The organism is Runella rosea (assembly GCF_003325355.1).
Lineage (GTDB): Bacteria > Bacteroidota > Bacteroidia > Cytophagales > Spirosomataceae > Runella > Runella rosea.
Genome location: NZ_CP030850.1, coordinates 3398755 through 3425477 on the forward strand (window position 1 = coordinate 3398755; position 26723 = coordinate 3425477).

Consider the following 26723-nt stretch of genomic DNA (forward strand, 5'->3'; position numbering starts at 1 on the left):
ATTTTTTGTTTTTATTCCGCAAACGTCGGCGAGGTTTTGAACCTCGCCGACGTTTTTTATACCAACGCTTCCCACAAAATCTCCACAGGATGCAACGCAGTTCGCCCTGTTCCGTCGTGAATCTGGTGGCGGCAACTCGTTCCAGGCGCGGCAATAATCACTTCTTCGGGTTGATTGCGAACCGTGGGGAATAAAACCAATTCCCCGATTTTCATGGACAAATCATAATGCTCTTTTTCGTAGCCAAAACTTCCAGCCATGCCGCAGCAACCGCTTGGAATAAGGGTTACTTCGTAATTTTTGGGTAATGAAAGCATCTTTTTCGTTGGTACCATCGAAGCAATCGCTTTCTGTTGACAATGCCCGTGTAGCTTTATCTTTTTACTGTCTGCTGTAAATTGCTTACTGCTTATTCTTTTTGCATCTATCTCACGTGCAATGAACTCATCAAACTGTAACGCATTTTTGGCCAATTCCTTTGCCGCTTCCATCAGTTCTTCGCTGACCAAGTCAGGATACTCATCCCGGAAGGTCAAAATGGCCGAAGGTTCAATACCCACCAATGGCGTTTGTTCGGTGATTAAATCCTTAAGCAGACGCACATTCTGCTCCGCAATCTTTTTAGCATCTTTCAATAACCCTTTCGACAATTGAGGGCGCGCGCTTGGCGCATGGTCAGGAATAATGACTTCATAGCCCAGCTTCTCCAAAAGCTGAATGGCTTTTTTTCCGATTTCAACGTCGTTATAATTCGTAAACTCATCACAGAATAGATATACCCTGTTTTGTTGTTGCAGAGACGACGCATCGGCGGACCGAACATGTTTCTTGAACCAAGACTTCAGGGTGGTATCCTGCAACAACGGCATTGTCCGATCAGGATGAAAACCAACGACTTGATTGGCGATACGACGCAACGGCGCATTCTTAAAAATCAAATTGTATGCCCACGGAACGTAGCTCGCGATACCCGTCATTTTGGAGAAATTCCCCACTAGCCAAGACCGCATCGGCACGCCGTTGGTATCATAATATTGCTGTAAAAACTCCATTTTTAGCTTCGCCACATCTACGTTGGATGGACACTCACCTTTGCAACCTTTACAAGCCAAACACAAATCGTAGACCTCTTTGATTTCTTTATGGTCAAAGCGGTTGGCTTTGTCGGAGCGTGTCAAAAATTCGCGCAGCACATTCGCTCTGGCTCGCGTGGTATCTTTCTCGTTGCGGGTTGCCATAAAGCTCGGGCACATGGTCCCACCGCTCAGCTGTGTTTTACGGCAGTCGCCAGAGCCGTTACACTGCTCGGCGTGTTGTAGTACATTTTGGTCGGGATAACGGAAATAGGTCTTAAACTCGGGCGTTTGCTGCCCCGCTTCGTAGCGTAGAAACGTATCCATCGGCGGCGTTTCTACAATTTTGTTGGGGTTAAAGATATTGTAAGGGTCCCACGTATGTTTGATTTCTTTAAACAACTCGTAGTTTTTAGGGCCCACCATCTGCGGAATAAACTCTCCCCGCAATCGCCCGTCGCCGTGCTCGCCCGACAGCGAACCGTCGTATTTTTTAACCAAGGTCGCAATCTCCTCCGCAATCATCCGAAACTGCGCGTGGCCCTCTTTGGTCTTGAGATTAATGATAGGACGCAGGTGAATTTCGCCCGAACCCGCGTGAGCATAGTGCACCGCCGACATGCCATTTTTGTGCAGAATCTCGTTAAAATCACGAATATACGCGGGTTGGTCGTACACATCTACGGCCGTATCTTCGATAACCGCAACGGCTTTTTCGTCGCCGGGCAAGTTGGCCAAAAGCCCCAAACCTGCTTTGCGAAGCGTCCAGATTTTCTTGGTATCATCGGCATGAAGCAATGGATAATGGAACCCAATGCCTTCGTTTTCAAAGTCTGCAATCAATTCGGCGGCAACGGCTTCTACTTCTTCTTTGGTACTCTGCGACACATCCACCACTAAAATAATGGGAAATGAACCGTCGGCTTTTCGCTTCACAAAGAAAGCATTTTTGCTTTGTTCGGGATTTTCAGCCGCACATTCCAGAATATAGTTATCAATCAACTCTACCGCCTGAGGTTTGTATTTGAGCGCCGTAATGGTAGAGCGTAAGGCTTCGTCGATGGTATTAAAATGCGCACACACCAAGCCCTGGGCTTTGGGTGGCGGCGGAATAATGTTGAGTTTTATTTCGGTCAAAAAGCAAAGCGTTCCTTCCGAACCTGCAATCAAACGACACATATTAAACGCTGGGCCGCCTTCCGTAAACGGCTGACAATCCAACAGCATATCCAAAGCATAGCCAGTATTTCGGCGCTCAACGGATTTTTTGGGGAAATTCTTTCGGATTTCCGCTTGATTTTCAGGATTCGAGAGAATATCAAAGGTTTTAGCATAAATAGCCCCTTCAAGTCCTTCTTTGGGCAACGCTTGAGAAGCCAAAGAGTTAAAAACAACCTCACTCCCGTCAGCCAGTAATGCCTTCACTTCCAATAAATGTTCGCGAGTAGAGCCATAAACTACTGAATTGGAGCCGCAGGAGTTATTGCCCACCATTCCGCCAATCATGGCGCGGTTGGCGGTAGAGGTTTCGGGACCAAAATACAGGCCATAAGGCTTGAGCGCCATGTTGAGTTCGTCCCGAATCACGCCCGGCTGCACGCGCACCCAACGTTCTTCAGGATTGATTTCCAGTATTTTGGTAAACGTTCGCGACACATCGACCACGATGCCGTTTCCCACAACTTGCCCCGCCAGCGACGTTCCCGCAGTGCGCGGAATGAGCGACGTGTGATGTTCGCGCGCAAAGGAAATCAGCGTTTTGAGGTCTTCGATATCTTGAGGAATAGCCACGGCCTGCGGCATTTCACGGTACGCCGATGCATCAGTGGCATAAAGCGTGCGCATCGTATTGTCGTAATGAAGTTCGCCTTTGAGGCGTTGAGCTAATTCAGAAAGTGGTAGGTGAGTCATTGGTGAGCTTTCGAAATCTTCAGCGAAAGCGCAAATTTACGACCTCTGTTCTTGTTATGCTAATTTGATTTTAGAGGCAGGCAATTGAAATGCCATCAGCGATGGAAAAAACAAAAGCTCCGATTTTAGAAGTCGGAGCTTTTACAAAAATAGATATAACACATAAACGCCGAAGCCTTTGAAATAGTTTTAGGTTTGAAAAATAGCTTTGTAATTTTTCACTTTTATCAGGATTTCTGATAAATTATCGGAAAACCGATAATTACCCCTGTTTTTTGGCAAAAATACGCACACTACTTCTCGGCTAATTCGGCAACAAAACGAATCAAAATTTCTTATTATTATCTTACGTCAAACGCCTCCTTCAACTCTTCTCTATCGTCAAAGTGATGTTTGACTCCTTTTATTTCTTGGTAAGTCTCATGGCCCTTGCCTGCTACTAGAATGATGTCGTGCGGCTGCGCCAACGACACGGCATAACGAATGGCCGCGCGGCGGTCTTCGATGACTTTCATTTTTTTATAATCTACGGGTGAGATTCCTACTTCCATCTGCGCCAAAATCGCCATGGGCTCTTCGTTGCGCGGATTATCGGATGTTAGAATCACGCGGGTGCTCAATTCTCCCGCAATACGCGCCATTTCGGGACGCTTAGTAGCATCCCGATTTCCACCGCAACCCACGACCGTAATCACCTGCTGGTCGCCTTCCCGAAGTTCATTGATGGTTTCCAATACATTTTGAAGGGCATCGGGCGTGTGGGCATAATCCACAATTCCTACGATGGCATCCGCGCTGACGACTTGCTCAAAACGGCCAGGCGGAGGTGTAATCGCCGATAAAGCCATAAGCACCTGCTCTTCGTCCTCTCCCAACAGCAACGCCGCACCGTACACCCCCAACAGATTGTAAGCGTTGAATTTACCAATCAATTTAAACCAAACTTCTTTGCCATCAATTTCCATTTGAAGACCAAAAAGGCTATCGGCAAGGAGCTTTCCCTTGAAAGTTGCGATGGTTTGGAGGGAATAGGTTTCTTTGCGGGCGGCGGTATTTTGCACCATTACGCCGCCGCGCCGGTCGTCGATATTGACGAGCGCAAAAGCGTGTTTGGGCAGTTGATCAAAGAAGCCCTTTTTAGCTTTGATGTAATTATCAAACGTTTTATGAAAATCAAGGTGATCGTGGGTAATGTTGGTAAAAATACCGCCCGAAAAAAGCAACCCGGCAATGCGCTCCTGCGCCACGGCGTGAGAGCTCACTTCCATAAAACAATGCGTACAGCCACGCCGTACCATTTCGGCCAGTAATTCATTGATTTTGACCGAGTCGGGAGTGGTGTGCGTGGATGGAATAACGTCATCATCAATTTGGTTTTGTACCGTTGAAAGTAACCCCACACGGTAGCCCAATTGACGAAACAGCTTGAACAATAGCGTCACAGTTGAGGTTTTGCCATTGGTCCCCGTTACGCCCACCAATTTGAGTTTTGCCGAAGGATTATCGTAAAAATTAGCCGCCAAAAGACCCATCGTACGGGCAGAATCTGCCACATGAATGTACGTGACCCCGTCGGTCAACTCAGCGGGCAAGTCTTCACACAAAATCGCCGACGCACCCATTTCAATCACTTTCGGAATGAACTGATGCCCATCTACCTGTGTGCCTTTTTGAGCCACAAACAACGACCCCGCACCTACGCGCCGCGAATCAAACTCAATACCCGTTGGTTCGATACCAGTATTTCCAGTCACCGAAATGACTGGAACACCCGCCAATATTTCCTGAAGCGTCTTTGACATGTTTAACTGAATTCTTTGGTTTTAAAAAAAACGAGGATTTAAGAATCCTCTCGGTCGGTTTTGAGCAAACAACCGCACTAACTTACCGCACGGTCAGCTCCGTCACTCCTCACTACTGTCTTCTCACTTCTCCCGCTGAATATTTTTCAGCTCTAACTTACTGTCTTTCCGCACAAAAGCCTGCATTTTATCCAACAAATCCTCAATATTGTCGGCTACAATCAGTAAATCGCGGTTTTCAGGTTTAAGGAATCCTTCCTCTACCATTACCTCCATGTGCGCCAACAAGTTGTTGTAAAAACCATTGTAATTGAGGACGCCTACCGGCCCGTGAAAAATTTTCAACTGCGCCCATGCCAAAATCTCAAACATTTCGTCGAGCGTTCCGTAGCCGCCCGGCAAATTAATAACGCCATCCGACAACGACACCATTTTGGCTTTGCGCTCGTGCATGGTATCCACAAAATGAATTTCGGTCAGGGTTTGGTGAGCTACTTCCAATTCCGCCAAAAAATTAGGAATAATACCCGTTACCTGTGCGCCGCCCGCCAACGTGCCGTCGGCCACGGCTCTCATCAAGCCAAGGTTTCCACCTCCGTACACTAAATTAATGCCCCGTTTGGCCATGGCCAGACCTACTTCCGTAGCCAATTGGAGATATTCGGGACGCTTGCCCGCGTTGGAACCACAATACACAACGATTGATTTCATGTTTGGAAGAATATGCTTTTAGGCGCAAATATCGGGAACGAATTTGACCAATACTAACGGAGGTCATTGCTGAAAGGAACGAAAAAACTATTTTTGTTGTGAATCTGACAAGATAGATTTATACAAAAGCATGAAAGAGCTGAAAGCAATCATTAACGCCTACGATCACTTAAATCCTGAAAAAACCAAAGCGGCCATCGCAACAGTGGTACGCGTTGAAGGCTCTTCTTACCGCCGCACGGGCGCACGAATGCTAGTCATGGACGATGGGGTGTGGATAGGCGGTATCAGCGGTGGCTGTTTGGAGGGCGACGCCCTCAAACGCGCTCGGCTGGCCATGGCCAAATCTCAGCCAAGTTTAGTCACCTACGATACCACCGAAGACGACCAACATCAAATCGGCGTGGGATTGGGTTGCAATGGCGTCATCGACGTATTGCTTACGCCTTTAGAAATCGGGAATCCCAACAATCCCGTTGAAATTCTGAAAAGCTGCATGACCGAACGCCGCCAAACGCATATTTTACTGACTATCATTGGTTTGGAAGATGAATACAATGATTTGCGGGCGGGAAACATGGTTCGCTATACCGGACCAGAAAGTCTGAGTGTGTTTGGCGACCGCGACTTACAGCAAAACATTGAAAAAACGATTCATAATTTCACCCAAAAAGGCCGCTCACGCCCCGCTACCTTTGGCCTTGCCGACGGACGAGAACTGGAAATATTCATTGAAATTCTTCCTCCCGAAGTTCACCTTGTACTCATGGGGCACCAATACGACGTGCTGCCGTTGGCGCGGCTGGTCAAAGAAATCGGTTGGCGCGCCACGGTGGTGGCCAATCCACAAAAAATCATGCAGAAGCTCAGTTCCGTGGCCGACGCCATTGTGACTCCTGCGGAGTTTGATTCGATTTTAATCGATGAGCATACTGCCATCATTTTGATGTCGCATGACTTCAAAACCGATAAATACAATTTACCCAAAGTCCTGAAAACGGCCGCTGCGTACGTCGGAATGCTGGGGCCACGCGTACGTTCTGAAAAGATATTTGACGAACTGGCCCAAGAAGGAATTGAGATTTCGGAAACCGACATGGAACGCATCCACGCCCCCGTCGGTTTGGACATAGGTGCCATTTCGCCCGAAGAAATTGCCCTGTCCATTGTCGCCGAAATCCGGGCCGTTTTCTCCGACCGTACTGGCGCGGCTTTGCGCCTACGCACAACCCCCATTCACGAAAGAGACTAATTTTATGGAATTAACTACCGTTACGGAAGCCACCCGCATCATTTTAGAAAATAGTATCGACTACGGTACCGAGTATGTGCCCTTTAACGACGCTCACCGACGGGTATTGGCAGAGCCGCTCGTAGCCGACCGCGACTTTCCTCCGTTTGACCGCGTCACGATGGACGGTATTGCTATTCAATGGCAAAGTTATGCCAATGGGCAACGGACTTTCCTAATTGAAAGCACCCAAACCGCTGGCGAAACACAGCATACACTTTCGGACTCCAACGCTTGCATTGAGGTAATGACGGGTGCAATGTTGCCCATCAACACCGACTTAGTGATTCGGTACGAAGATTTTACCATTAAAGACGGCATTGTTCATCTCAACGCTGACGTTAGAAAAGGACAAAACGTGCATTATCAAGGCGAAGACCGCCGAGCGGGCACTGCTATTATCCAACCTCACACGCTTTTGGGTCCACCCGAAATCGCGATTGCCGCCAGCGTCGGGGCGGTCCATGTTCCAGTCAAAAAGTTGCCTTCGGTGGTCATTATTACTTCGGGAGACGAACTGGTCGCAGTAGAGCAAACACCCCTGCCCCACCAAATTCGCAGTTCAAACGTGCATTGCATAGCTACCCTGTTGAAAGACTACCGCATCAACGTTGATTTTGTCCATATTCCCGACGATTTGTCGGCCACCCAACAGGCCATTCAAAACGCCCTTAGCCAGTACGACGTGCTGATTTTGTGCGGGGGGGTGTCGCAGGGCAAAAAGGACTTTATCCCTAAAGCACTGCAAGCCGAAGGGGTCGAAAAATATTTTCATAAACTCAGCCAACAGCCTGGCAAACCGTTTTGGTTTGGCCGCAAAAACAACAATGTCGTTTTTGCCCTGCCCGGTAACCCTGTCTCTTCGTTTGTCTGTGCTCGTCGGTATTTTATTCCGTGGCTGCGCAAGTCATTGGGAATTCCAGCAATGGACAATATCTATGCTGCACTAAGTGACGATTACGTATATAATTCACCCCTTACCTACTTCCTGCAGGTGCAATTATTTCAGGAAGGAGCAACACTGATGGCTCGGCCTCTGACGGGTCACGGCTCTGGAGATTTTGCAAATCTTATTGATAATCAAGGATTTTTGGAGCTTCCAAAAGAAAAAAATGAGTTTAAAAAGGGAGAAATACTTCCAATATGGCGATATAGATATTGAATATGATTTTTAACAGATACCGCTTGATAACTATTTCAAAAAAAGTAGGCTGAAAATTTTGAAGGGAAAAAATCTTTGTTTACAATTGTAAACAATTCTTCCATTTATCAGATTCTTGATTGAAAAGTTTGGGGTAAAAATATTCGAATTTTTTTTCGTATAAATATTCAACGAACCCCAAGCCCCCGCGCTTAGCGTAACCCGCTAAGAGCAAATTTGTTAACGATTTCTTAATGTCACATAACGATTATATTTTTCAAATTTCTCCTCGGCCTACGAAATAAGTCGAGTTGTGGAGAGCCAGGAAAGATTCGTATTTTCGCAGACTTTACCTAACGTTTTGAGAAATGTGGGAAACAATTATCGCCTCCCTCGAATAAGCACTATATTTTTCAGAAAGAACACAAACTAAGGTATCGCTAACCCCATATAATTTCTTAAGTCTATGTATGTTATAAAACGTGATGGCCGCCGGGAATCGGTCAAGTTTGACAAAATCACCTCTCGCATCGAAAAATTGTGCTACGGCTTAGACGCACTTTATGTTCAGCCGATTGAAGTAGCCAAGAAAGTAGTAGGAGGCATCTTTGATGGCGTCACAACCGCACAGTTGGATGTTTTAGCCGCCGAAACGGCCGCTTCTATGACCACTAAGCACCCCGATTACGCTATTCTGGCAGCCCGTATTGCTATTTCAAACCTTCACAAAAACACGCTGAAATCATTTTCGGCGACCATGAAGCAGCTTTACACGTACACAGACCCAAAAACTGGGGAAAATGCATCGCTTATTTCAAAAGAAGCACACGATATTATTCGTAAACACGCCGCCTTACTGGATTCAACCATCATCTACGACCGCGACTATGGTTACGACTATTTTGGATACAAAACCCTCGAAAAATCGTACCTGTTGAAAGTGAACGGCAAGATTGCCGAACGCCCTCAACACATGCTCATGCGCGTAGCGGTGGGGATTCACTTGGAGGATATTGACTCCGTCATTGAAACCTACAACCTCCTTTCGGAGCGTTGGTTTACGCACGCCACCCCGACCCTGTTCAACGCAGGTACTCCCAAGCCCCAAATGTCGAGCTGTTTCTTACTTACCATGAAAGACGACAGCATTGACGGCATTTACGATACCCTCAAACAATGCGCGTTGATTTCACAATCGGCGGGTGGTATTGGTTTGAGCATTCACAATATCCGCGCTACGGGAAGCTACATCAAAGGCACCAACGGTACTTCAAACGGTATTGTGCCGATGCTTCGGGTATTCAATGATACAGCTCGTTATGTAGACCAAGGCGGCGGAAAACGCAAAGGTTCTTTTGCCATTTATTTGGAGCCTTGGCACGCCGATATTTTTGAGTTTTTGGACCTAAAGAGAAACCACGGAAAAGAAGAATTGCGCGCCCGCGATTTGTTCTATGCCATGTGGATTCCTGACCTGTTCATGAAGCGCGTCGAAGCAAATGATACATGGTCGTTGCTTTGCCCGCACGAGTGCCCAGGATTAGCGGATACTTACGGCGACGAATTTGAACAATTGTACGAAAAATACGAGCGTGAAGGCAAAGCCCGCAAAACCATCAAAGCCCAGGACTTGTGGTTTGCCATTATGGAGTCCCAAATCGAAACGGGAACCCCATACATGCTTTACAAAGACCACGCCAACCGTAAGTCCAACCAGAAGAATTTGGGTACCATTAAGTCGTCAAACTTGTGTACCGAAATCATGGAATATACCTCTCCCGACGAAGTGGCAGTGTGTAACCTTGCCTCTATCTCGTTGCCAAAATTTGTGGAACAGGGAGAAGACGGATTTTTGCATTTCAACCACGAGAAGTTGTTCGACATTACAAAAGTAGTGACGAAAAACCTCAATAAAATCATTGACCTCAACTACTATCCAGTGCCCGAAGCCGAGCGTAGCAACAAGCGCCACCGCCCCATTGGTATTGGTATTCAGGGTCTTGCGGATGCATTTTTGATGATGCGTATGCCTTTCGAATCAGAAGAAGCACGCCGCCTCAACGAAGACATTCACGAAACCATCTACCACGGTGCATTGGTGGCTTCAATGGAATTGGCCAAAACGCAAGGGCCATACGAAACATGGAAAGGTTCGCCGATTTCACAGGGTATTTTCCAATTTGATATGTGGAATGTAACGCCAAAAAGCGGCCGTTGGAATTGGGATAAATTGCGCAAAGAGGTGGTTAAATTTGGCGTCCGCAACTCTCTACTATTGGCTCCAATGCCAACGGCTTCAACCAGCCAAATCTTGGGGAACAATGAGTGTTTTGAGCCATTTACGTCCAATCTTTACGTTCGTCGGGTATTGTCGGGAGAATTTATCGTTGTCAACAAATACCTTCTGAAAGACCTCGTAAAAGAAGGTTTGTGGAACGATTCCATGAAAAATAAACTCATGGCCCACAACGGCTCGGTACAGAAAATCGAAGAAGTACCTGCCAACCTCAAAGAACTGTACAAAACCGCTTGGGAAATTAAACAAAAGACCATTGTAGATATGGCCGCCGACCGAGGTGCCTACATCTGCCAATCCCAATCGCTCAATATTTTCATGGATAATGCCAACTACGGCAAACTGACTTCCATGCACTTCTATGCGTGGAAAAAAGGACTCAAGACGGGAATGTATTACCTCCGTACGCAAGCTGCCGTTGATGCAGTTAAAATTACGGTCGAGAAAAATGCCGAAGCCGTTCTGGAGCCCGTCACTACTGCCGTTGAGGAGAAAGAACTGAACTACGAAAAATACGCTCAGGACAATGCACCTCAGGCAGCCGCCCGCGACAGTCAATCTGAAAGTCAGTATGTGCTTGATAAGCCAGAACAGAAAGAAGGCGAGAAATAATCCTTACTGATCACACCCCAACAGCAGGCAATCAATCGTTGTATCTTTGTACACAATTGATTGCCTGCTGTTATTTTTATGTATCTTTGCGCCCTAAAAATTACACGTTTTAGCCCCCAAAAATTATGTTTGGAGATATGATGGGAATGCTTGGAAAAGTCAAAGAATTCCAAGCCAAAATGAAGGAGGCCCAAGAAGGCCTTGGGCAATTGACCGAGTCGGCCGAAACAGGTGCAGGTCTCGTAAAAGCAACAGTAAATGGGCGCAAACAAGTCGTAAGCCTTACCATCGACCCCGATTTGATGAAGCCAGAAGACCGCGAAATGTTGCAGGATTTGATTACTGCGGCCATTAATCGGGCTTTGGAAAATATCGAGGACCAAATCAAAGTTCACATTCAGCAATCTACGGAAGGCGTTTTGCCCAACATCCCTGGATTGGATTTGAGTAAGTTTATGAAGTAAATGCCAATCGACAAAGTAGCCCTCGTCATTCTTAATTATAACGGGAGAAACTTCTTAGAGAAGTTTCTCCCGTCTGTTGTTAAATATACCAAATCCGCCGCGATATATGTTGCCGACAGCGCCTCTACAGACGGTTCGGTGAGTTGGGTAGAGCAAAATTTTCCGACTGTAAAAACGATTATTTTACCCAAAAATTATGGGTATGCTGGCGGTTACAATCGCGCCCTGAAAAACATCTCTGCCGAGTATTACATCCTCCTCAATTCTGATGTTGAAGTCACCCCTCACTGGCTGACTCCCATCGTCAACCTGCTGGACCAAAATCCTCAAATTGCGGCCTGTCAACCCAAACTATTGGCCCATCATGACAAAACTCAATTTGAGTACGCAGGGGCCGCAGGAGGCTATATCGACTGGCTCGGGTACACGTACTGTCGTGGGCGTATATTTTACCACAACGAGACCGACACGGGCCAGTACGACACCACCGTCCCTATCTTCTGGGCGTCGGGCGCGGCTTTGGCGATTCGGTCCAAGCTTTTTCACGAAATGGGCGGATTTGACGAGGATTTTTTTGCCCACATGGAAGAAATTGACCTTTGTTGGCGGCTGCATTCGGCAGGGTATCACGTATATTGCTGTCCGCAATCGGTGGTTTATCACGTAGGCGGCGGCACCCTTCCTCCTTCTAGCCCTTTCAAGACCTTCCTCAATTACCGCAACAGTTTGGCCATGCTCTATAAGAATCTGCCCGCCAATCGTATCTGGTTTACTATCTTTTTGAGGCTTATTTTAGACGGGGTTTCATCAATTCGTTATTTGCCGCATGGTCAATGGCGAGATATATGGGCCATTGTAAGAGCTCATTTTGCATTTTATAGGTGGATTTTGGGTGAACTTCCCCAAAAACGCCGTCGGATTCAGCGGGAAATCGCCCAAACAAATAGCCGTCAAACACTCCCAATCTCTTCTAAGAGCATCATTTGGGCGTATTTTGTAAAAGGGTGTAAAACCTTCGACTCATTTTCAAGGCTTTAATCAAAAAAATACTTGCTTTGTATTCTGTCAAAAAGCCGATAAAATCCTTTAATTTTGCGGCTCATTAAATTTTAGTCAATCTGCGAAAGCAAACAACATGGCATTATTTGATTTTTTAACGAGCGAGATTGCAATAGATTTAGGAACAGCGAACACGCTGATTATTCACAAAGACAAAATCGTTGTGGATGAGCCATCTATCATTGCTTTGGACAAGAATAACGGGAAGGTGTTGGCGATTGGTCACAAAGCAATGCAAATGCACGAAAAGACCAATGAAAATATAAAAACCATACGCCCGTTAAAAGACGGTGTTATTGCCGACTTTACCGCTGCGGAATTAATGATTCGTGGGATGATCAAGATGATTACGCCCAACAATCGCTTCTTCACGCCTTCACACCGAATGGTCATTTGTATTCCATCGGGTATTACAGAAGTAGAAAAACGAGCCGTAAAAGACTCGGCAGAACACGCAGGCGCGAAGGAAGTTTATATGGTACATGAACCCATTGCGGCCTCAATTGGTATCGGTATCGATATTACACAGCCCAACGGTACCATGATTGTGGATATTGGTGGTGGAACAACCGAAATTGCCGTTATTGCCCTTTCAGGTATTGTATGTGAACAGTCCATTAGGATTGCTGGTGATGTTTTCACCAAAGACATTGTGGATTACATGCGCCGCGAGCACAATTTGCTGATTGGTGAGCGTTCGGCGGAGCAAATCAAAATTGAAGTAGGCTCGGCCCTTCCAGAACTTGATAATCCTCCTGCTGACTTTGAAATTCGGGGCCGCGATTTGATGACTGGGATTCCGAAAGAAATCAAAGTTACCTACAGCGAAATTGCGTATGCCTTGGATAAATCGATTTCCAAAATCGAAGAAGCCGTGATGAAAGCCCTTGAAATTTCCCCTCCTGAACTTTCGGCCGATATTTACACCAATGGTATTCACTTGACTGGCGGCGGTGCGCTTTTGCACGGCCTCGACAAACGATTGGCCACCAAAACTAAGCTGCCAATCCACGTCGCCGACGACCCGCTCAAGGCCGTTGTGAAGGGTACGGGTGAAATCCTGAAAAACTTAGAATTGTATAAGTCGGTATTAATTCAATAGAAGTTAGGAGCAAGGAGTGAGGAGCGGCCGCTGCTGCGGTGAGTTTTTTCCATTCTCACTCCTCGCTTCTACATTCTCACTCCTGCGTAAACAATGCTCCAACTCTTTGAGTTTATTGCCCGTAATCGTAACTTTATCCTCTTTGTTTTGCTTGAGGTGTTTAGTTTTTGGTTGCTCGTCAATAACAATAACTATTGGAGTGTAGAATACTTCAACACCGCTAACTCGCTAAATGCAAGGGCATTAGAAACTTCAAACACCCTACGAGAATACACCAACCTCAGGCAAGTAAACGAGGCATTGGCCGAGGAAAACCGGCGCTTGAATGAACGCGTGACGGCCATGCAACAGCTCAATCCCAGCAATGCTCCCGTGGGCTATAAAGCCGATTCAGCCTTTGCTTCCCGATATAAGTTTGTGACGATTGCCAAAGTAATCGACAACAGTACCCACCGCGCCGACAATTACCTGACCATCGACAAAGGTTACGCCGATGGTGTCAAAGTAGGTATGGGGGTGATTTCATCGACAGGTGTCGTAGGAAAAGTAAAATCTTGTAACGAACATTTTTCGGTCATTACGTCCATTTTGCATTCGCAATACATGATTTCAACAAAACTCCTGCGAAGTGGTGAAAATGGAAATGCTGAATGGGAAAACAATAGTATTCCTTCTATCATCCAGTTAAAGGATATTTCACGCTACAAACCCATCAGCAAAGGAGACACCGCCGTCACGTCTGACTACAACGCCGTATTTCCGCCTGGCGTACCTGTAGGATATATCAAAAGCTTTAAAGTGGCTCCAGACCAGGCATTTTTTGAGATTGACTTACAACTAGCAACCGACTTCTCCAAAGTCTCCTATGTGTATTTGGTAGATAACAAGCTTTCAGAAAAACAACAATCCCTTCAGGAAAGCCTTATTAATAAACGTAAATGAATCCAAACGAAATAGTTCGCAGTGCCTTAAGATGGTTAGTGTACGTGCTACTGCATATATTTGTAGCCCGCCACTTGGTATTGTTTGACTATGCATTTTGCTTTATTTATGTAGGTGCAATTCTGTTTTTACCGCAGGAAATCAACCTAACGGGCCTGCTACTCATCGGTTTTGCAACGGGCGTAGCCGTTGATTCATTTGACAATACCCTCGGCCTCCATGCTGCCACGGCCGTTTTTGTGGCCTATTTACGCCCGATTATCATTCGCTACCAGTTTGCTCAAAAGCTCTCAGAAGGGCGCTTAGAACTTTCATTGAAGGGGCTTGGCCTCCCTGCCTTTTTGTCTTACACCCTCATACTGGTTTCGGTTCATCATCTACTTTTGTTCTTTGTAGAAGCGGGAAGCCTCAGCTTACTGCCTTATACCCTTTTAAAGATAGTTTGCAGTATTTTATTTACTACCCTGACCATTTTGCTCACGCAACTTTTTTCTCGTTAGGGGAAAAAACAGCCTCACTTCTGACATTTTGTCTAAAAATCGAATTATTTATTTTCGTTGGAATAATTTTTGTCGTATATTATATCAGCTAATTATGGGCAAGTTGTTCTACAGCTAATCCTAAAAAAATAACCTTTCATGAGGGGTTTTTGTTGATTGGTGAAAGAAGAGTTGCGCGGAAGGTGGGTCGTTTGCTAAAATTCGTAAATTTACGGCAGCCATGTCAGTCATTATGTCAGAAGAAATCGAAGAAATACCCCTAGCCTCCTCAGAAACGTCTTATAACGACGCTGAGAAGAACGATATATTCAATCGTGAGTTTATGCCCCACATAAACTCCATGTATAACTTTGCCTTTAGGCTAACAATGGACGAAGATGACGCCAACGATCTCGTCCAGGATACCTATTTAAAAGCTTTCCGTTTTATTTCTTCCTTTGAGCGGGGAACTAATGCAAAAGCGTGGTTGTTCAGAATCCTGAAAAACAGTTTTATCAATGATTATCGTAAGCGGAGCAAAGAGCCGTCGAAGGTAGATTACCAAGAAGTAGAAACAACCTACAACTCGGAAGAAGCTGCCGAAGTCGACCACACCACCGACTTACGCGTCGAAACTGTTCAAGACATGATTGGCGATGAAGTAGCCACTGCGCTCAATTCATTGCCCGTCGATTTTCGTACTGTCATTATCCTTTGCGACATTGAAGGATTTACGTACGAAGAAATGGCTAAGATTCTGGATATTCCGATTGGCACCGTTCGTTCTCGTTTGCACCGCGCACGGAATCTCCTTAAAGATAAGCTCAAAGTGTACGCTTCCTCAATGGGGTACGACACCGACGAGGATTGATTTAAGGACGGCATTGAGTGATATCCAATTTTTTCAAGCTATGTCTTTGAACTTTTTTTGATGAAAATTCATTCTAAGTAAAGACAACTTAATAGTAAGATTCAAAGAAAAAATTGAACCTTTGCAATGTTATTGGATATGCATTCGTCAGCCTCCGCTAGTGAGAACAATGAAACGAGGAAGCCTCAAAAACAGTACTGCGAACACCACGCAGAGTGTCTGAAAAAAATTCAGGCTGTTTTGGATGGAGAAGCTTCAGAAGCCGAGAAGGAACACTTCAGGGAAAACATGGATGATTGCCTTCACTGCATCAAAATGTACCACCTCGAAAAGTGCGTTAAAGAATCCCTTCAGGCGAAGGTCGATAAACGACTCTGCCCCGATAATCTCGTACAGGCAATCAAAGCAAAATTAAACATCACCGCCTAAGTTTTGGAAGGAAAGCTCATCATCTTCTCTGCTCCGTCTGGTTCTGGTAAAACAACCATCGTACGACACTTACTCTCAAAGTACAACAACCTGGGTTTTTCGATTTCGGCCTGCACCCGCGACCGCCGCGGCAGAAATGAAGTGCACGGAAAAGATTATTATTTTCTTACACCCGATGATTTTAAACAACGCATTGATAACAATGAGTTTGTGGAATGGGAAGAAGTGTATCCAGGTGGCTATTACGGAACCTTAAAATCAGAAATTGAGCGTTTGTGGGCCGAAGGAAAACACGTAATTTTTGACGTAGATGTAAAAGGAGGCCTCAAACTCAAAGAATACTTTGGAGAACGTGCCCTTGCCATTTTTGTAAAAGCCCCCAGCGAAGAAGCAATCAAAGAACGCCTCATGATGCGCGGCACCGAAACCGAAGACAGTCTTTCAAAGCGGCTCTTTAAAGTAAAATTTGAAATGTCGTTTCAAGACCGATTCGATGTAATTTTGGTCAACGACCAACTCGAAACAGCCCTTATAAAAGCGGAAGAATTGGTAGAAAACTTTCTAGGATAAATTATAATTATAACTACGATTATAACAGGAAAAGCCGGAGACATCTCCGGCTTTTCCTGTTACTGACTAATAGGGGTGTTCTTGCAAACAAATAAACTTGACTTATATTCTTTCAATTAATTCTTTTACCTGGCGGATTTTACGCCCCGCAATGTGGTCGATAATTGCCGCTGCATGTTCTCGGCCATTCTCAATGAATACTTTTTCGGTGTGGATTCCTGCCACCACCGTACCGCATAAATAAAGGCCCGCTACATTGGTTTCAAACGTTTCAGGGTCATAAACGGGCACCATGCTTGGCTGGGTTAGTTCTATACCGCAACGTTGTAACAAGGCCCCATCTGGAACATAGCCAATCAACATCAACACAAAATCGGCATCAATCCATTCGGATTCTCCCGTCTCTACATTTTCGATTTGAACGCGTTTGGGTTCAATGGCGGTGGTGAGGCTGTTAAACCGTGTTTTGATTTTTCCTTCCCGCACGCGATTTTTCACATCTGGGACGAGCCAATATTTGACCGTTGGGCGAAAATCTTCCCCCCGGTGAACAATCGTGACGTCGACATCGTGACGGTACAATTCTAGAGCCGCTTCAACCGCCGAATTGGCTGCGCCTACAATAACAACTTTGGAGAACGAATATAAGAAAGGTTCGTCATAATAAGGAGTAACGTGCGACAAATTTTCCCCAGGAATTCCCAAATGACGCGGAAAATCAAAATAACCAGTCGCAATGATTACTTTACGAGCATGATAGGTTTCACCCTTGGCAGTTTGCACTTCAAACAAATCGTTTTGTTTTGCCACCTGCGTAACTTCCGTAAAAAGTTTGAAATTCAGATGATAATAACCCGCGACCTTACGGTAATATTGTAACGCTTCACTCCGATTGGCTTTGACTTCAGAAATGGGAAAGGGAATCCCTCCAATTTCGATGTTTTCGGCGGTTGAGAAAAACCGCATCCGTTTGGGGTAGCGCCGGATAGACTCCGTAATGCTGCCTTTTTCTAAAATGAGGTGGCTCAACCCTGCTTTTGCCGCTTCAATTCCTACGGCCAATCCACACGGCCCTGCGCCTATAATTAATACGTCGTATACTTGCATAAAAGAAGAAAATGATAAATGTTCGTATTATTGCATCACTAATGCGCTAAGTCTAAACCGTTCCATTTCATAACACCTTATTTCCCCCGAAAAATTCACTTCAAAACTAAATTCCTGTATGAAAAACCCGTTGCTTCTTGCCATTGTTTTATCCTGTAGCTGTATTCTTACTAACGCCCAACAACGCCCTTCGGCCCCAGCCCCAACCAATGCTCCCGCCGCCGCGCCTGTCAAAGAAGAAAAATCTTCCAATAACCTGACTTTCAACCCCGATTCGTTTGTAGCCACGGACCACGAGACCACCATCAAAGGCCAAAAGATTCCTTACCGAGCCACCACTGGCACCATGCCCGTGTGGGACGAAGACGGCAAAGCCATTGCGGGTTTGTTTTATACCTTCTACGAAAGGTCTGACGTCAAAGACCGCACCACGCGGCCTTTGGTCATTTCGTTCAACGGCGGCCCCGGTTCGGCGGCTGTTTGGATGCACATTGCGTACACTGGACCGCGATTGCTCAACATCGACGATGAAGGTTATCCCGTTCAACCTTACGGTATCAAAGAAAATCCTTATTCTATTTTGGATGTAGCGGATATTGTATTCGTAAACCCCGTCAACACTGGTTATTCACGGCCTACGAGCAAAGACGTTCCCGGCTCAAAATTCTTTGGCGTTCGCGCCGATATTAAGTACCTCGCCGAATGGATCGGGACTTTTGTAACCCGCAACAACCGCTGGGCGTCGCCTAAATACCTCATCGGCGAAAGCTACGGCACCACGCGCGTATCTGGATTGGCGCTCGAACTCCAAAGCTCACAATGGATGTACCTCAATGGGGTGATTCTAGTCTCTCCTACCACGCTCGGCATCGAACGCGGCGAGGTGTCAGAATCTGCGCTGCGACTGCCGTATTATGCTGCTACGGCTTGGTACCACAAAGCGTTGAGCCCTGATTTGCAGCAAAAAGATTTGACCGACATGCTGCCCGAAGTAGAAAACTTCACCATCAATGAGTTGCTTCCAGCCATTAGCAAAGGCGGATTTTTGGAAGATGCCAAACGAAAAGAGATTGCCGCCAAAATGGCGCGGTATTCGGGCATTTCCGAAAAAGTGATTTTACAGAGTAATTTTGACGTACCAACGAGTTATTTCTGGAAAGAACTATTACGCGACAAAGGATTTACCGTTGGCCGCTTGGATTCGCGGTATAAGGGAATCGACAGGCAAGATGTGGGCGACAGGCCAGATTTTAATTCCGAGCTGACGTCTTGGCTGCATTCCTTCACCCCCGCCATCAACATCTATTTGCGCAATGAGTTGAATTACAAAACAGATATGAAATACTACATGTTTGGCCCCGTGAATCCGTGGGACCGCAGTGGCGACCAATCGGCCGAAAACCTGCGTCAGGCCATGGCCCAAAATCCATACCTGCACGTGATGGTACAGTCGGGCTATTATGATGGCGCATGCGATTACTTCAACGCCAAGTACAACATGTGGCAAATGGACCCAAGCGGCAAACTCAAAGACCGCATGAGCTGGAAAGGTTACCGCAGCGGCCACATGATGTACCTCCGCAAAGAAGACCTTCAAACGGGCAACGAAGACATTCGTCAGTTTATCAAACAATCTTTGCCTAAACCCGGACAACCAGCCAAATATTAATAACAATGTAGGGGCAGGCTTCACGTCTGCCCGGTATCTAACAAAGCGGGCAGACGTGAAGCCTGCCCCTACGGTGTCACGAAAGAGACGTGAGTTTCACGTCTCTTTCGTTTTGTGGAGTTATCAACAATAAATCTACTTTTATCCACATAATCAGTAAAATTTGGCCCGTAATTGCTTGATAGTGTTGTACCTATTTAGTATTCACTATGAAGTCCCCTTTACTCGTTCTTCCTTTTCTTTTTATTGGTTTAGCGCAGGCCACTGCTCAAACAAAATCCATCAAAAACTCGCCCGCCTTGGGCGATGCCACCCCCGAAACCGTGGGGATATCCTCCGAGCGACTCAGCCGTATGGATGGTGTTTTACAAAATGCCGTAATGCAAGGAACGGTGCCAGGCGTAGCCGCGATTGTGGTTCGCAACGGAAAGATTGTTTACCATAAAGCCTTCGGCATGGCCGACAATGAATCTAACCGTCCGCTTAAACGTGACGATATTTTTCGAATCGCTTCCATGACCAAAGCCATCACTTCCACGGCAGTGATGATGCTCTGGGAAGAAGGGAAATTTCAATTAGACGACCCGATTTCCAAATACATTCCTGAATTTAAGAATCAAACGGTGCTGAAAAATTTTAAGTTTTTGGATAGCACCTACACCACCGAACCCGTCAAGTCTGAAATCACGATTCGTCATTTGCTGACCCACACCTCTGGGCTTGGCTACGGTGTCATTGACGGCGACGAGCGGTTCAAGGCCATGTATCACAAAGCAGGTATCGTGGATTTGTTTACCACCCAACCCGTCAAAATCAGTGACAACATCAAGAAGCTCGCGAAACTACCTTTGCACCATCACCCAGGCGAAAAATACGTTTATTCGGAAGGTTTAGATGTACTGGGGTATTTCATCGAAATCATCTCGGGAATGCCTTTTGATGAGTTTTTGCGCAAAAGATTGTTTGACCCGTTGGGCATGAATGACACCTATTTTTATTTACCCGAAGCCAAGGCGACTCGCTTAGTGGCTATTCAAAAACCACAAAATGGCCAATGGGTACGTTATCCAAACACTTTTTATGACACCGAATACCCCGTCAAAGGTGCGAAGGCTTTCTTTTCGGGTGGGGCAGGATTATCGAGTACCGCCAAAGATTACGCAACTTTTTTGTTGATGTACCTCAACGGTGGAGAAGTGAACGGCAAACGTTTTTTAAGCCGTAAAACCATCGAAACCATTCTTAGCAATCAGGTAGGCGAACTGTTGGGCGGCGACAAAGCCAACTCTTCTTACGGATTGGCGTTTGGATTGCTAAACAAAGCAGGGGCCGAAAAAGGAGCTAAAGGCAGCGAAGGCACCTTTGAGTGGGGCGGGTATTTCAACACCAACTATTTTGCTGACCCCAAAGAAAAAATCATCGGTGTAATCATGAAACAAACGCAAAGTAGCAGCGATAATCTCAATAATCTGTTTCGACAAATGATTTACCAATCTATTGATGATTAATCGTTGACGAATTGTGCCGAAGTAAGAGGTCTGTTGTAAAATTCCATTTCAGTCAATCTAACATCATACTTTCTTGCGTCTGACTTCTATCTTCTGCAATGAGCAAATCCTGTAAATCAATCAGTAAACCCAAAAAATGCAATGAAAACGACATTCTTTTTTCTTTTATCAGTCGTCTGGGCTACGCTGAGCGCGTATGCCATCGACCCCAAAACGCTGGAGATTGGCGCGCAAGCCCCCGATTTTAAGCTTCCGGGCACCGACGGAAAAACGTACAGTTTGGCGAGTTTCAGTAAGGCAAAAGTGCTGGTTGTTATTTTTACTTGCAATCATTGCCCTACCGCTCAAGCCTACGAAGACCGCATTATTCGCCTCACCAATGATTACAAAGCCCAAGGCGTACAAGTGGTGGCTATCTCTACCAACGACCCGTCGGCGGTGCGTTTGGATGAACTGGGATACACCGATTTGAGCGACACATTTGAAGAGATGAAGATTCGGTACAAAGACAAAAAATATAATTTTCCCTACCTCTACGACGGGGCTACGCAGATTACGTCATTGGCATACGGGGCCGTGGCTACTCCTCACGTTTTCATTTTTGACCAAAGTCGCAAGTTGCAATATACGGGTCGTTTTGACGACGTAGAAAAACCCACCGAAATACCCAAGGTCAATAATGCCCGCGACGCCGTGGAAGCCTTACTCGCTGGAAAGCCCGTGGCAGTGCCTAAAACCAAATCATTTGGCTGCTCCGTCAAATGGAAAGAAAAATCGGATTGGATTGAACGGGGCAAAGCTGAGTGGGCCAAAGAAGAAGTAAAACTCGAAAACATCAACCCCGACGGACTGCGCAAACTATTAAAAAACGACACCGACAAGCTCCGCGTCATCAACGTTTGGGCCACCTGGTGTGGGCCTTGCGTTGTAGAATTTCCTGAGTTTGTGACCATGAACCGGATGTACCGAGGGCGCGATTTTGAGTTTGTCAGCATCACCACCGACAAGCCCGCCCAGCGCGAAAAAGCCCTTAAATTCCTCAAAGCTAAGCAAGCCTCCAACGTCAATTATATTTTGGACGGCATGGATGTGTATCAATTCATCGAAATCGTCGATCCAAAATGGCAAGGAGCCTTGCCTTATACCCTTATCATTGAGCCTGGTGGCAAAGTTATTTATACCAAACAGGGAGCAATCAATGCCCTCGAAGTCCGAAAAAAGATTGTAGAAAGCCCGACGATAGGGCGATTTTATTGAATAAAGAAACAAAATCCCCAATGCTAAAAACGTTGGGGATTTTGCTTGTAGGGCGTATGGCGCAAACTCAAAAACAAAATATTCTTTAAATAATTATATTTTAAGCGATTGTCATAAATACACTATAGGAAACTTTTTATCCAAAAAAAACGTCTATACACTTGGATAACAAAACATTTCTTTTATATTTGTAATACAAATCTACTCTGGATTTAGAAAGCAAATCTTTCTTTTATACATATCTACCTCTTTTGCCCATCTTTTGATAGAACGGCAAATCATCCACTAAAGCACTAATCAGAGGTAGATACCCCCTCTAAGTTTTATTCAACTTCTCAGCTTTGCCGTTAGGCGTTGATTCTCTTTTCAATTGACACTTAAGGCCCACTGAGCGCTCATTCATTCAACTAAAAACCGCCTTCAAAACAGGCATCCTACTTCAAACAACTCACCGTTGAGTTGTTGTACACTTCATTTAAAATTTCCACTGACATGAACCGTTTTTCAGTTTTATATACGCTAAAAAAGCACCATCAACACCTTACTTTCAACACCCGCGCCGAGGCCGAAGACGCCCTAAAAAAGCTCTCACGCCACCGCCGAGGAGTTCCGATTGGTATTTATGATGCCAAGACCGAATTGTTCTTTTGGGAACCTAACCGACAAAAGAAATACAGCCAACTGAGTTTTAGTGAGCAGGCCCAAGAAGACAATGCCATGATTGCGATTGTTCAAAATTTACGTTTGCAGGCAGAGATTGCTTCCGACGAAAACCAGGTGGATTTGGACATTATGCTGCGCCCTATGCCCCGCCTAGTTCATTCCTAAATCGTAACTCTCCGAGAAATGAAATCACAGAAGTATTAGCGAGGATATTCCAAAGGCATCGACTGTGTCAACCACCACCGACGTGCTCAGCGGCAGCTGATTGTAAGCTGCCGCTGAGCGATATGCCCAAAAATCCATTTCTATGGTGAGTGGGTTAAAAGCCACCCAAAAAAAATTTAGGCAAATCGGGCAGGTACTATTTTTTATTATCGGTGAATTAAGTACATTGATTAAACGTCAACTAACATTACGCTTAAACCCTTCATTTCTCGGCTTAACGCTGTTTGACCTCTAAAAACGTGGGCTTCCTACTAGCTTCGCGGGTCATTTATTCTTTCAGAAATGCATTTTCTTGATAATCAAAGACGATTCCACGGCGCTTAAAACCAGCAAAAGCGCAGTGACTTTGCCAATACTCGGGCTGTTTATCTATTTAAATGTATGAAACTATATATCAAGTACATGGTCAGCCTGCGATGCAAGATGATGGTGAAAGAAGAGCTAAAAAAACTAGGCGTACGGTACGTGACGGTAGATTTGGGGATGGTGGATATTTTGGAGGAAATTTCCTCACTACAACGCGAGAAACTCAAAATTAACCTTCTCAAATCGGGCCTAGAGTTGCTCGACGACCGAAAAAGCATCCTGATTGAAAAGATAAAAATTGTGATTACGGAAATGATTCATTATTCCGATGAATTACCCAAAGTAAATTATTCCGATTATATCAGCGAAAAACTGGGTTATGATTACACTTACCTTTCCAATATTTTCTCCGAAGTGAAAGGCATTACGCTCCAGCAATTCATCATTATTCATAAAATTGAACGGGTCAAAGAACTGCTGCTATACGACGAACTCAATCTCACCGAGATTGCTTATAAACTTCATTACAGCAGCGTAGCGCACCTCTCCAACCAGTTTAAGAAGGTTACTGGACTTTCGCCTTCTTTTTACAAACAACTGAAAAAGAGGCGAAAAGACAATTTAGAGAACATGTGATTTGTGTAAGATTGGAACATACATCTGTAACGCTTTGGCGTTAAATTTTCCCGACCTTTGTTATGTGACAATTCAATCACTTCGTTAAACTGGACACCATGGCCACACCACAAACAAAAGACGCAGAAACATTTAAAATCACTGGAAATTGGGATTCAATGGCACGACTGCTAAAAGATAAATTTGCCCAACTGACCGACGCCGACCTGAAATTTGAGCCAGGTAAAGAGAGCGAACTGATTAAACGAGTCGAACTTCGATTGAATAAAAAACGCGAAGAGGTCATTAACATCATCAAAAAAGGACAAACGGAGAAGGCATAGATATTACCGCCGCCTTAAACGAATCCTTAAAATACGGCTTTTCTCTTCGGTCTCATCTCAACATCGGTTACAATTGGAAAATTCAGAAGTGGAAAAATCGAGTGTATTTATTATTCTTGAAATCATTGAATATGTACCTAATTCCGTTGTCATCAAAACCATTCTAAAAAAAACCACTGGGAATGTAAGTGTTGTTTCATTTGATTCTGGAGAGGCATTGGCAGAAAAGATTTCGCCTTTTGATACCTTCATTCAGGTGATTGACGGGAAAGCAGAAGTAATCATTGACGGCACCTCTCATTTGCTGGCCACGGGTCAGTCCATCATCGTACCTGCCCATACCCGCAATACCATCAAGGCAAGCGAACGTTTTAAAATGATTTCGACCATCATCAAAAGCGGGTACGAAGACTTCGTTTAGAAGGCATTTTTTAGTAGATTAATTTCCTTTTATGGATAATAAAGAAGTAGAACGGCTGGTATCTGACGAAAACGAACACCTAAAAAAACTGCACCGAATTGTCGAGGACACCCTGAAGGCTGAGAAACTTATTATCCATAATCTTTTAAATCCCCCGCTCGAAATACTGACTCAGGGACAAAAAATTTCCGATAAAGTTGCGCGGTTTGGCGGAAGTTGGCGGTTCATTATTTTATTTGGCATCATCCTCAGTATCTGGATTGTGTTCAACGCCATAGCTATCGGGGTTTATAAATTTGACCCGTATCCTTTTATTTTGATGAACCTCATTCTATCGTGCATTGCGGCATTGCAGGCTCCGGTGATTATGATGAGTCAAAATCGCCAAGAAGAAAAGGACCGGATGAGAAGCGAGAACGACTATTTGATTAATCTGAAAGCAGAAATGCAAATCAGAAGCCTACAACAAAAAATGGATTTATTGCTGGAAGAACAAATCAAAACGCTCTTTGAAACGCAGGAAAAACAATTCGATTTGCTGAAAGAAATAAACCTGAAGCTTGATAAACTTCACGCCAAATAGGGCTTCGAGGCTTCTTCTCCCTTTTTGTCTGACTAGACGACTTCCTAATGCCAACGCCTCCTTTTAAGGGTCTATTACCCTCTTAAAAAAGTACTTTTTGCTCCCTATTGACCCTTACCTTAAAACACCCCCATTGGTTGACAGAAATCATTGATTTCCAGACGACTACGGCCGTATGCGATACTGTTAATTAATCATTCAAAAGCTTATTTTAACCCAAACCGATTAGTAATCAGTCCATGATAGAAGTAAACAAAGAAGGTATCCTCCTGATGAAAACGCAATCAGGTTTTGAAAACGAAGGTGTTTTAAACCCCGCCGCTATTGAGGAAGGTGATGAAATTCACCTTTTTTACCGCGCGGTAAGCAAGGGAAACTATTCCAGTATCGGCTACTGTAAGCTAACCACCCCGCTGACGGTCGGGGAACGGATGAACACACCCGTTCTTTTTCCCCAATTTGAGTATGAATCTCACGGCTTGGAAGACCCACGCATTGTGAAGATTGAAGACTTGTATTACCTTACGTATACCGTATATGACGGCGTAAATGCACTGGGAGCGTTGTCGGTGTCGAAAGAATTGCCGCATTTCGAAAAAGTGGGCATCATCACGCCGCAGATTACGTACGAAGAGTTTCGTCACCTTGCCGAGTCAAAAGGAATCATCAATGAAAAATACCTCCGCTACAATGAGCACGAGCGCGTTCATGAGAAAGAGGGAAAAAAAGTGCTGCTTTGGGACAAAAATGTCATTTTTTTCCCCCGAAAAATCAACGGGAAGTTACACTTCTTACACCGTGTAAAACCTGATATCCAGATTGTTTCGGTAGAAAAACTAGAAGAACTTACGACCGAATTCTGGCAAAATTATTTTCTACACCTTGATCAACACATCGTGCTTTCGCCAAAATACCGGCACGAAATCAGCTACATCGGGGGCGGCTGTCCACCTCTCGAAACTGCGCATGGATGGTTGGTTATTTACCACAGCGTACACGATACCATCAAAGGATACGTCTATTCAGCCTGTGCGGCATTGCTTGATTTGGAAAACCCTCAAAAGGAAATTGCCCGACTGCCTTATGCCTTGTTCAAACCCGAATTTGACTGGGAGCTAAAAGGCGAAGTCAACAATGTATGCTTCCCGACGGGCACCATTGTCAGAGAAGACACCCTATATATTTATTACGGAGCCGCAGACGAGCAAATTGCCTGTGCCTCAGTCAATATTCCTGCATTACTGGAAGAATTGTTGCATAACAAAAAATAAA

At 45.2% G+C, this 26723-nt stretch carries 24 protein-coding genes; 20 read left to right on the top strand and 4 right to left on the bottom strand.

The features are described from left to right. Positions 1–56: 56 nt before the first annotated feature. From DR864_RS14140 to DR864_RS14150, 3 genes are all read right to left on the bottom strand, one after another. Positions 57–2984, bottom strand: coding sequence for an FAD-binding and (Fe-S)-binding domain-containing protein (locus DR864_RS14140; protein WP_114067588.1), 2928 nt, complete (start codon positions 2982–2984; stop codon positions 57–59). Positions 2985–3325: 341 nt separating this feature from the next. Beyond that, positions 3326–4786: a UDP-N-acetylmuramoyl-L-alanyl-D-glutamate--2,6-diaminopimelate ligase gene (locus DR864_RS14145; RefSeq protein ID WP_114067589.1), complete on the bottom strand. Its 1461-nt coding sequence runs from the start codon at positions 4784–4786 to the stop codon at positions 3326–3328. Between the two features lie 123 nt (positions 4787–4909). Next, the gene (locus DR864_RS14150; RefSeq protein ID WP_114067590.1) at positions 4910–5497 is read right to left on the bottom strand and encodes an LOG family protein; all 588 of its coding nucleotides are present in this window, start codon (positions 5495–5497) and stop codon (positions 4910–4912) included. Between the two features lie 130 nt (positions 5498–5627). Here DR864_RS14150 and DR864_RS14155 point away from each other — a divergent pair, with 130 nt between their 5' ends. The 11 genes from DR864_RS14155 (at position 5628) to gmk (ending at position 16753) form a co-directional block, all read left to right on the top strand. Further along, entirely contained in the window at positions 5628–6749 is a 1122-nt protein-coding gene (locus DR864_RS14155; protein ID WP_114067591.1) for an XdhC family protein, read from the top strand. Positions 6750–6753: 4 nt separating this feature from the next. Next, positions 6754–7950, top strand: coding sequence for a molybdopterin molybdotransferase MoeA (locus DR864_RS14160; RefSeq protein ID WP_114067592.1), 1197 nt, complete (start codon positions 6754–6756; stop codon positions 7948–7950). A gap of 445 nt (positions 7951–8395) precedes the next feature. Then, positions 8396–10837, top strand: coding sequence for a ribonucleoside-diphosphate reductase subunit alpha (locus DR864_RS14165; RefSeq protein WP_114067593.1), 2442 nt, complete (start codon positions 8396–8398; stop codon positions 10835–10837). Positions 10838–10962: 125 nt separating this feature from the next. Next, positions 10963–11301 carry a YbaB/EbfC family nucleoid-associated protein gene (locus DR864_RS14170; protein ID WP_114067594.1) on the top strand — a complete coding sequence of 113 codons (339 nt, stop codon included), beginning with the start codon at positions 10963–10965 and terminating at the stop codon, positions 11299–11301. Then, on the top strand, positions 11302–12339 hold the full coding sequence (locus tag DR864_RS14175; protein WP_114067595.1) for a glycosyltransferase family 2 protein: 1038 nt from the start codon (positions 11302–11304) through the stop codon (positions 12337–12339). Positions 12340–12436: 97 nt separating this feature from the next. Then, entirely contained in the window at positions 12437–13462 is a 1026-nt protein-coding gene (locus DR864_RS14180) for a rod shape-determining protein (RefSeq protein WP_013926777.1), read from the top strand. 93 nt (positions 13463–13555) lie between these two features. After that, positions 13556–14404 (top strand): rod shape-determining protein MreC, encoded by an 849-nt coding sequence (gene mreC / locus DR864_RS14185; RefSeq protein WP_114067596.1) that lies wholly within the window; start codon positions 13556–13558, stop codon positions 14402–14404. Continuing rightward, on the top strand, positions 14401–14904 hold the full coding sequence (locus tag DR864_RS14190; protein ID WP_114067597.1) for a hypothetical protein: 504 nt from the start codon (positions 14401–14403) through the stop codon (positions 14902–14904). Before mreC ends, DR864_RS14190 begins: the two co-directional genes overlap by 4 nt. Before the next feature lie 220 nt (positions 14905–15124). Then, the gene (locus DR864_RS14195; RefSeq protein ID WP_114067598.1) at positions 15125–15754 is read left to right on the top strand and encodes a sigma-70 family RNA polymerase sigma factor; all 630 of its coding nucleotides are present in this window, start codon (positions 15125–15127) and stop codon (positions 15752–15754) included. A 138-nt stretch (positions 15755–15892) separates the two neighbouring features. Next, positions 15893–16183 carry a hypothetical protein gene (locus tag DR864_RS14200; protein ID WP_229598127.1) on the top strand — a complete coding sequence of 97 codons (291 nt, stop codon included), beginning with the start codon at positions 15893–15895 and terminating at the stop codon, positions 16181–16183. A 3-nt stretch (positions 16184–16186) separates the two neighbouring features. Continuing rightward, positions 16187–16753, top strand: coding sequence for a guanylate kinase (gmk, locus tag DR864_RS14205; RefSeq protein WP_114067600.1), 567 nt, complete (start codon positions 16187–16189; stop codon positions 16751–16753). 102 nt (positions 16754–16855) lie between these two features. Here the strand turns inward: gmk and DR864_RS14210 are convergent, their stop codons facing one another. Next, positions 16856–17860 carry a YpdA family putative bacillithiol disulfide reductase gene (locus DR864_RS14210; protein ID WP_114067601.1) on the bottom strand — a complete coding sequence of 335 codons (1005 nt, stop codon included), beginning with the start codon at positions 17858–17860 and terminating at the stop codon, positions 16856–16858. A gap of 118 nt (positions 17861–17978) precedes the next feature. Between DR864_RS14210 and DR864_RS14215 the strand changes: the two genes are divergently transcribed. The 9 genes from DR864_RS14215 (at position 17979) to DR864_RS14255 (ending at position 26722) form a co-directional block, all read left to right on the top strand. Then, entirely contained in the window at positions 17979–19529 is a 1551-nt protein-coding gene (locus DR864_RS14215) for a S10 family peptidase (protein WP_114067602.1), read from the top strand. Positions 19530–19738: 209 nt separating this feature from the next. Beyond that, positions 19739–21037: a serine hydrolase domain-containing protein gene (locus tag DR864_RS14220; RefSeq protein WP_114067603.1), complete on the top strand. Its 1299-nt coding sequence runs from the start codon at positions 19739–19741 to the stop codon at positions 21035–21037. 141 nt (positions 21038–21178) lie between these two features. Next, positions 21179–22294 carry a redoxin domain-containing protein gene (locus DR864_RS14225; RefSeq protein WP_114067604.1) on the top strand — a complete coding sequence of 372 codons (1116 nt, stop codon included), beginning with the start codon at positions 21179–21181 and terminating at the stop codon, positions 22292–22294. A gap of 492 nt (positions 22295–22786) precedes the next feature. After that, positions 22787–23122, top strand: coding sequence for a hypothetical protein (locus DR864_RS14230; RefSeq protein WP_114067605.1), 336 nt, complete (start codon positions 22787–22789; stop codon positions 23120–23122). A 441-nt stretch (positions 23123–23563) separates the two neighbouring features. Further along, positions 23564–24124, top strand: coding sequence for a helix-turn-helix domain-containing protein (locus DR864_RS14235; protein ID WP_114067606.1), 561 nt, complete (start codon positions 23564–23566; stop codon positions 24122–24124). 98 nt (positions 24125–24222) lie between these two features. Continuing rightward, positions 24223–24447, top strand: a complete 225-nt coding sequence (locus tag DR864_RS14240; RefSeq protein ID WP_114067607.1) for a hypothetical protein — start codon at positions 24223–24225, stop codon at positions 24445–24447. Positions 24448–24520: 73 nt separating this feature from the next. Further along, complete coding sequence (locus tag DR864_RS14245; protein WP_114067608.1) at positions 24521–24868, top strand: cupin domain-containing protein; 348 nt, start codon at positions 24521–24523, stop codon at positions 24866–24868. Between the two features lie 31 nt (positions 24869–24899). Beyond that, positions 24900–25451 carry a DUF1003 domain-containing protein gene (locus tag DR864_RS14250; RefSeq protein ID WP_114067609.1) on the top strand — a complete coding sequence of 184 codons (552 nt, stop codon included), beginning with the start codon at positions 24900–24902 and terminating at the stop codon, positions 25449–25451. A 239-nt stretch (positions 25452–25690) separates the two neighbouring features. After that, entirely contained in the window at positions 25691–26722 is a 1032-nt protein-coding gene (locus DR864_RS14255) for a glycoside hydrolase family 130 protein (protein WP_114067610.1), read from the top strand. The last annotated feature ends 1 nt before the right edge of the window (position 26723 follow it).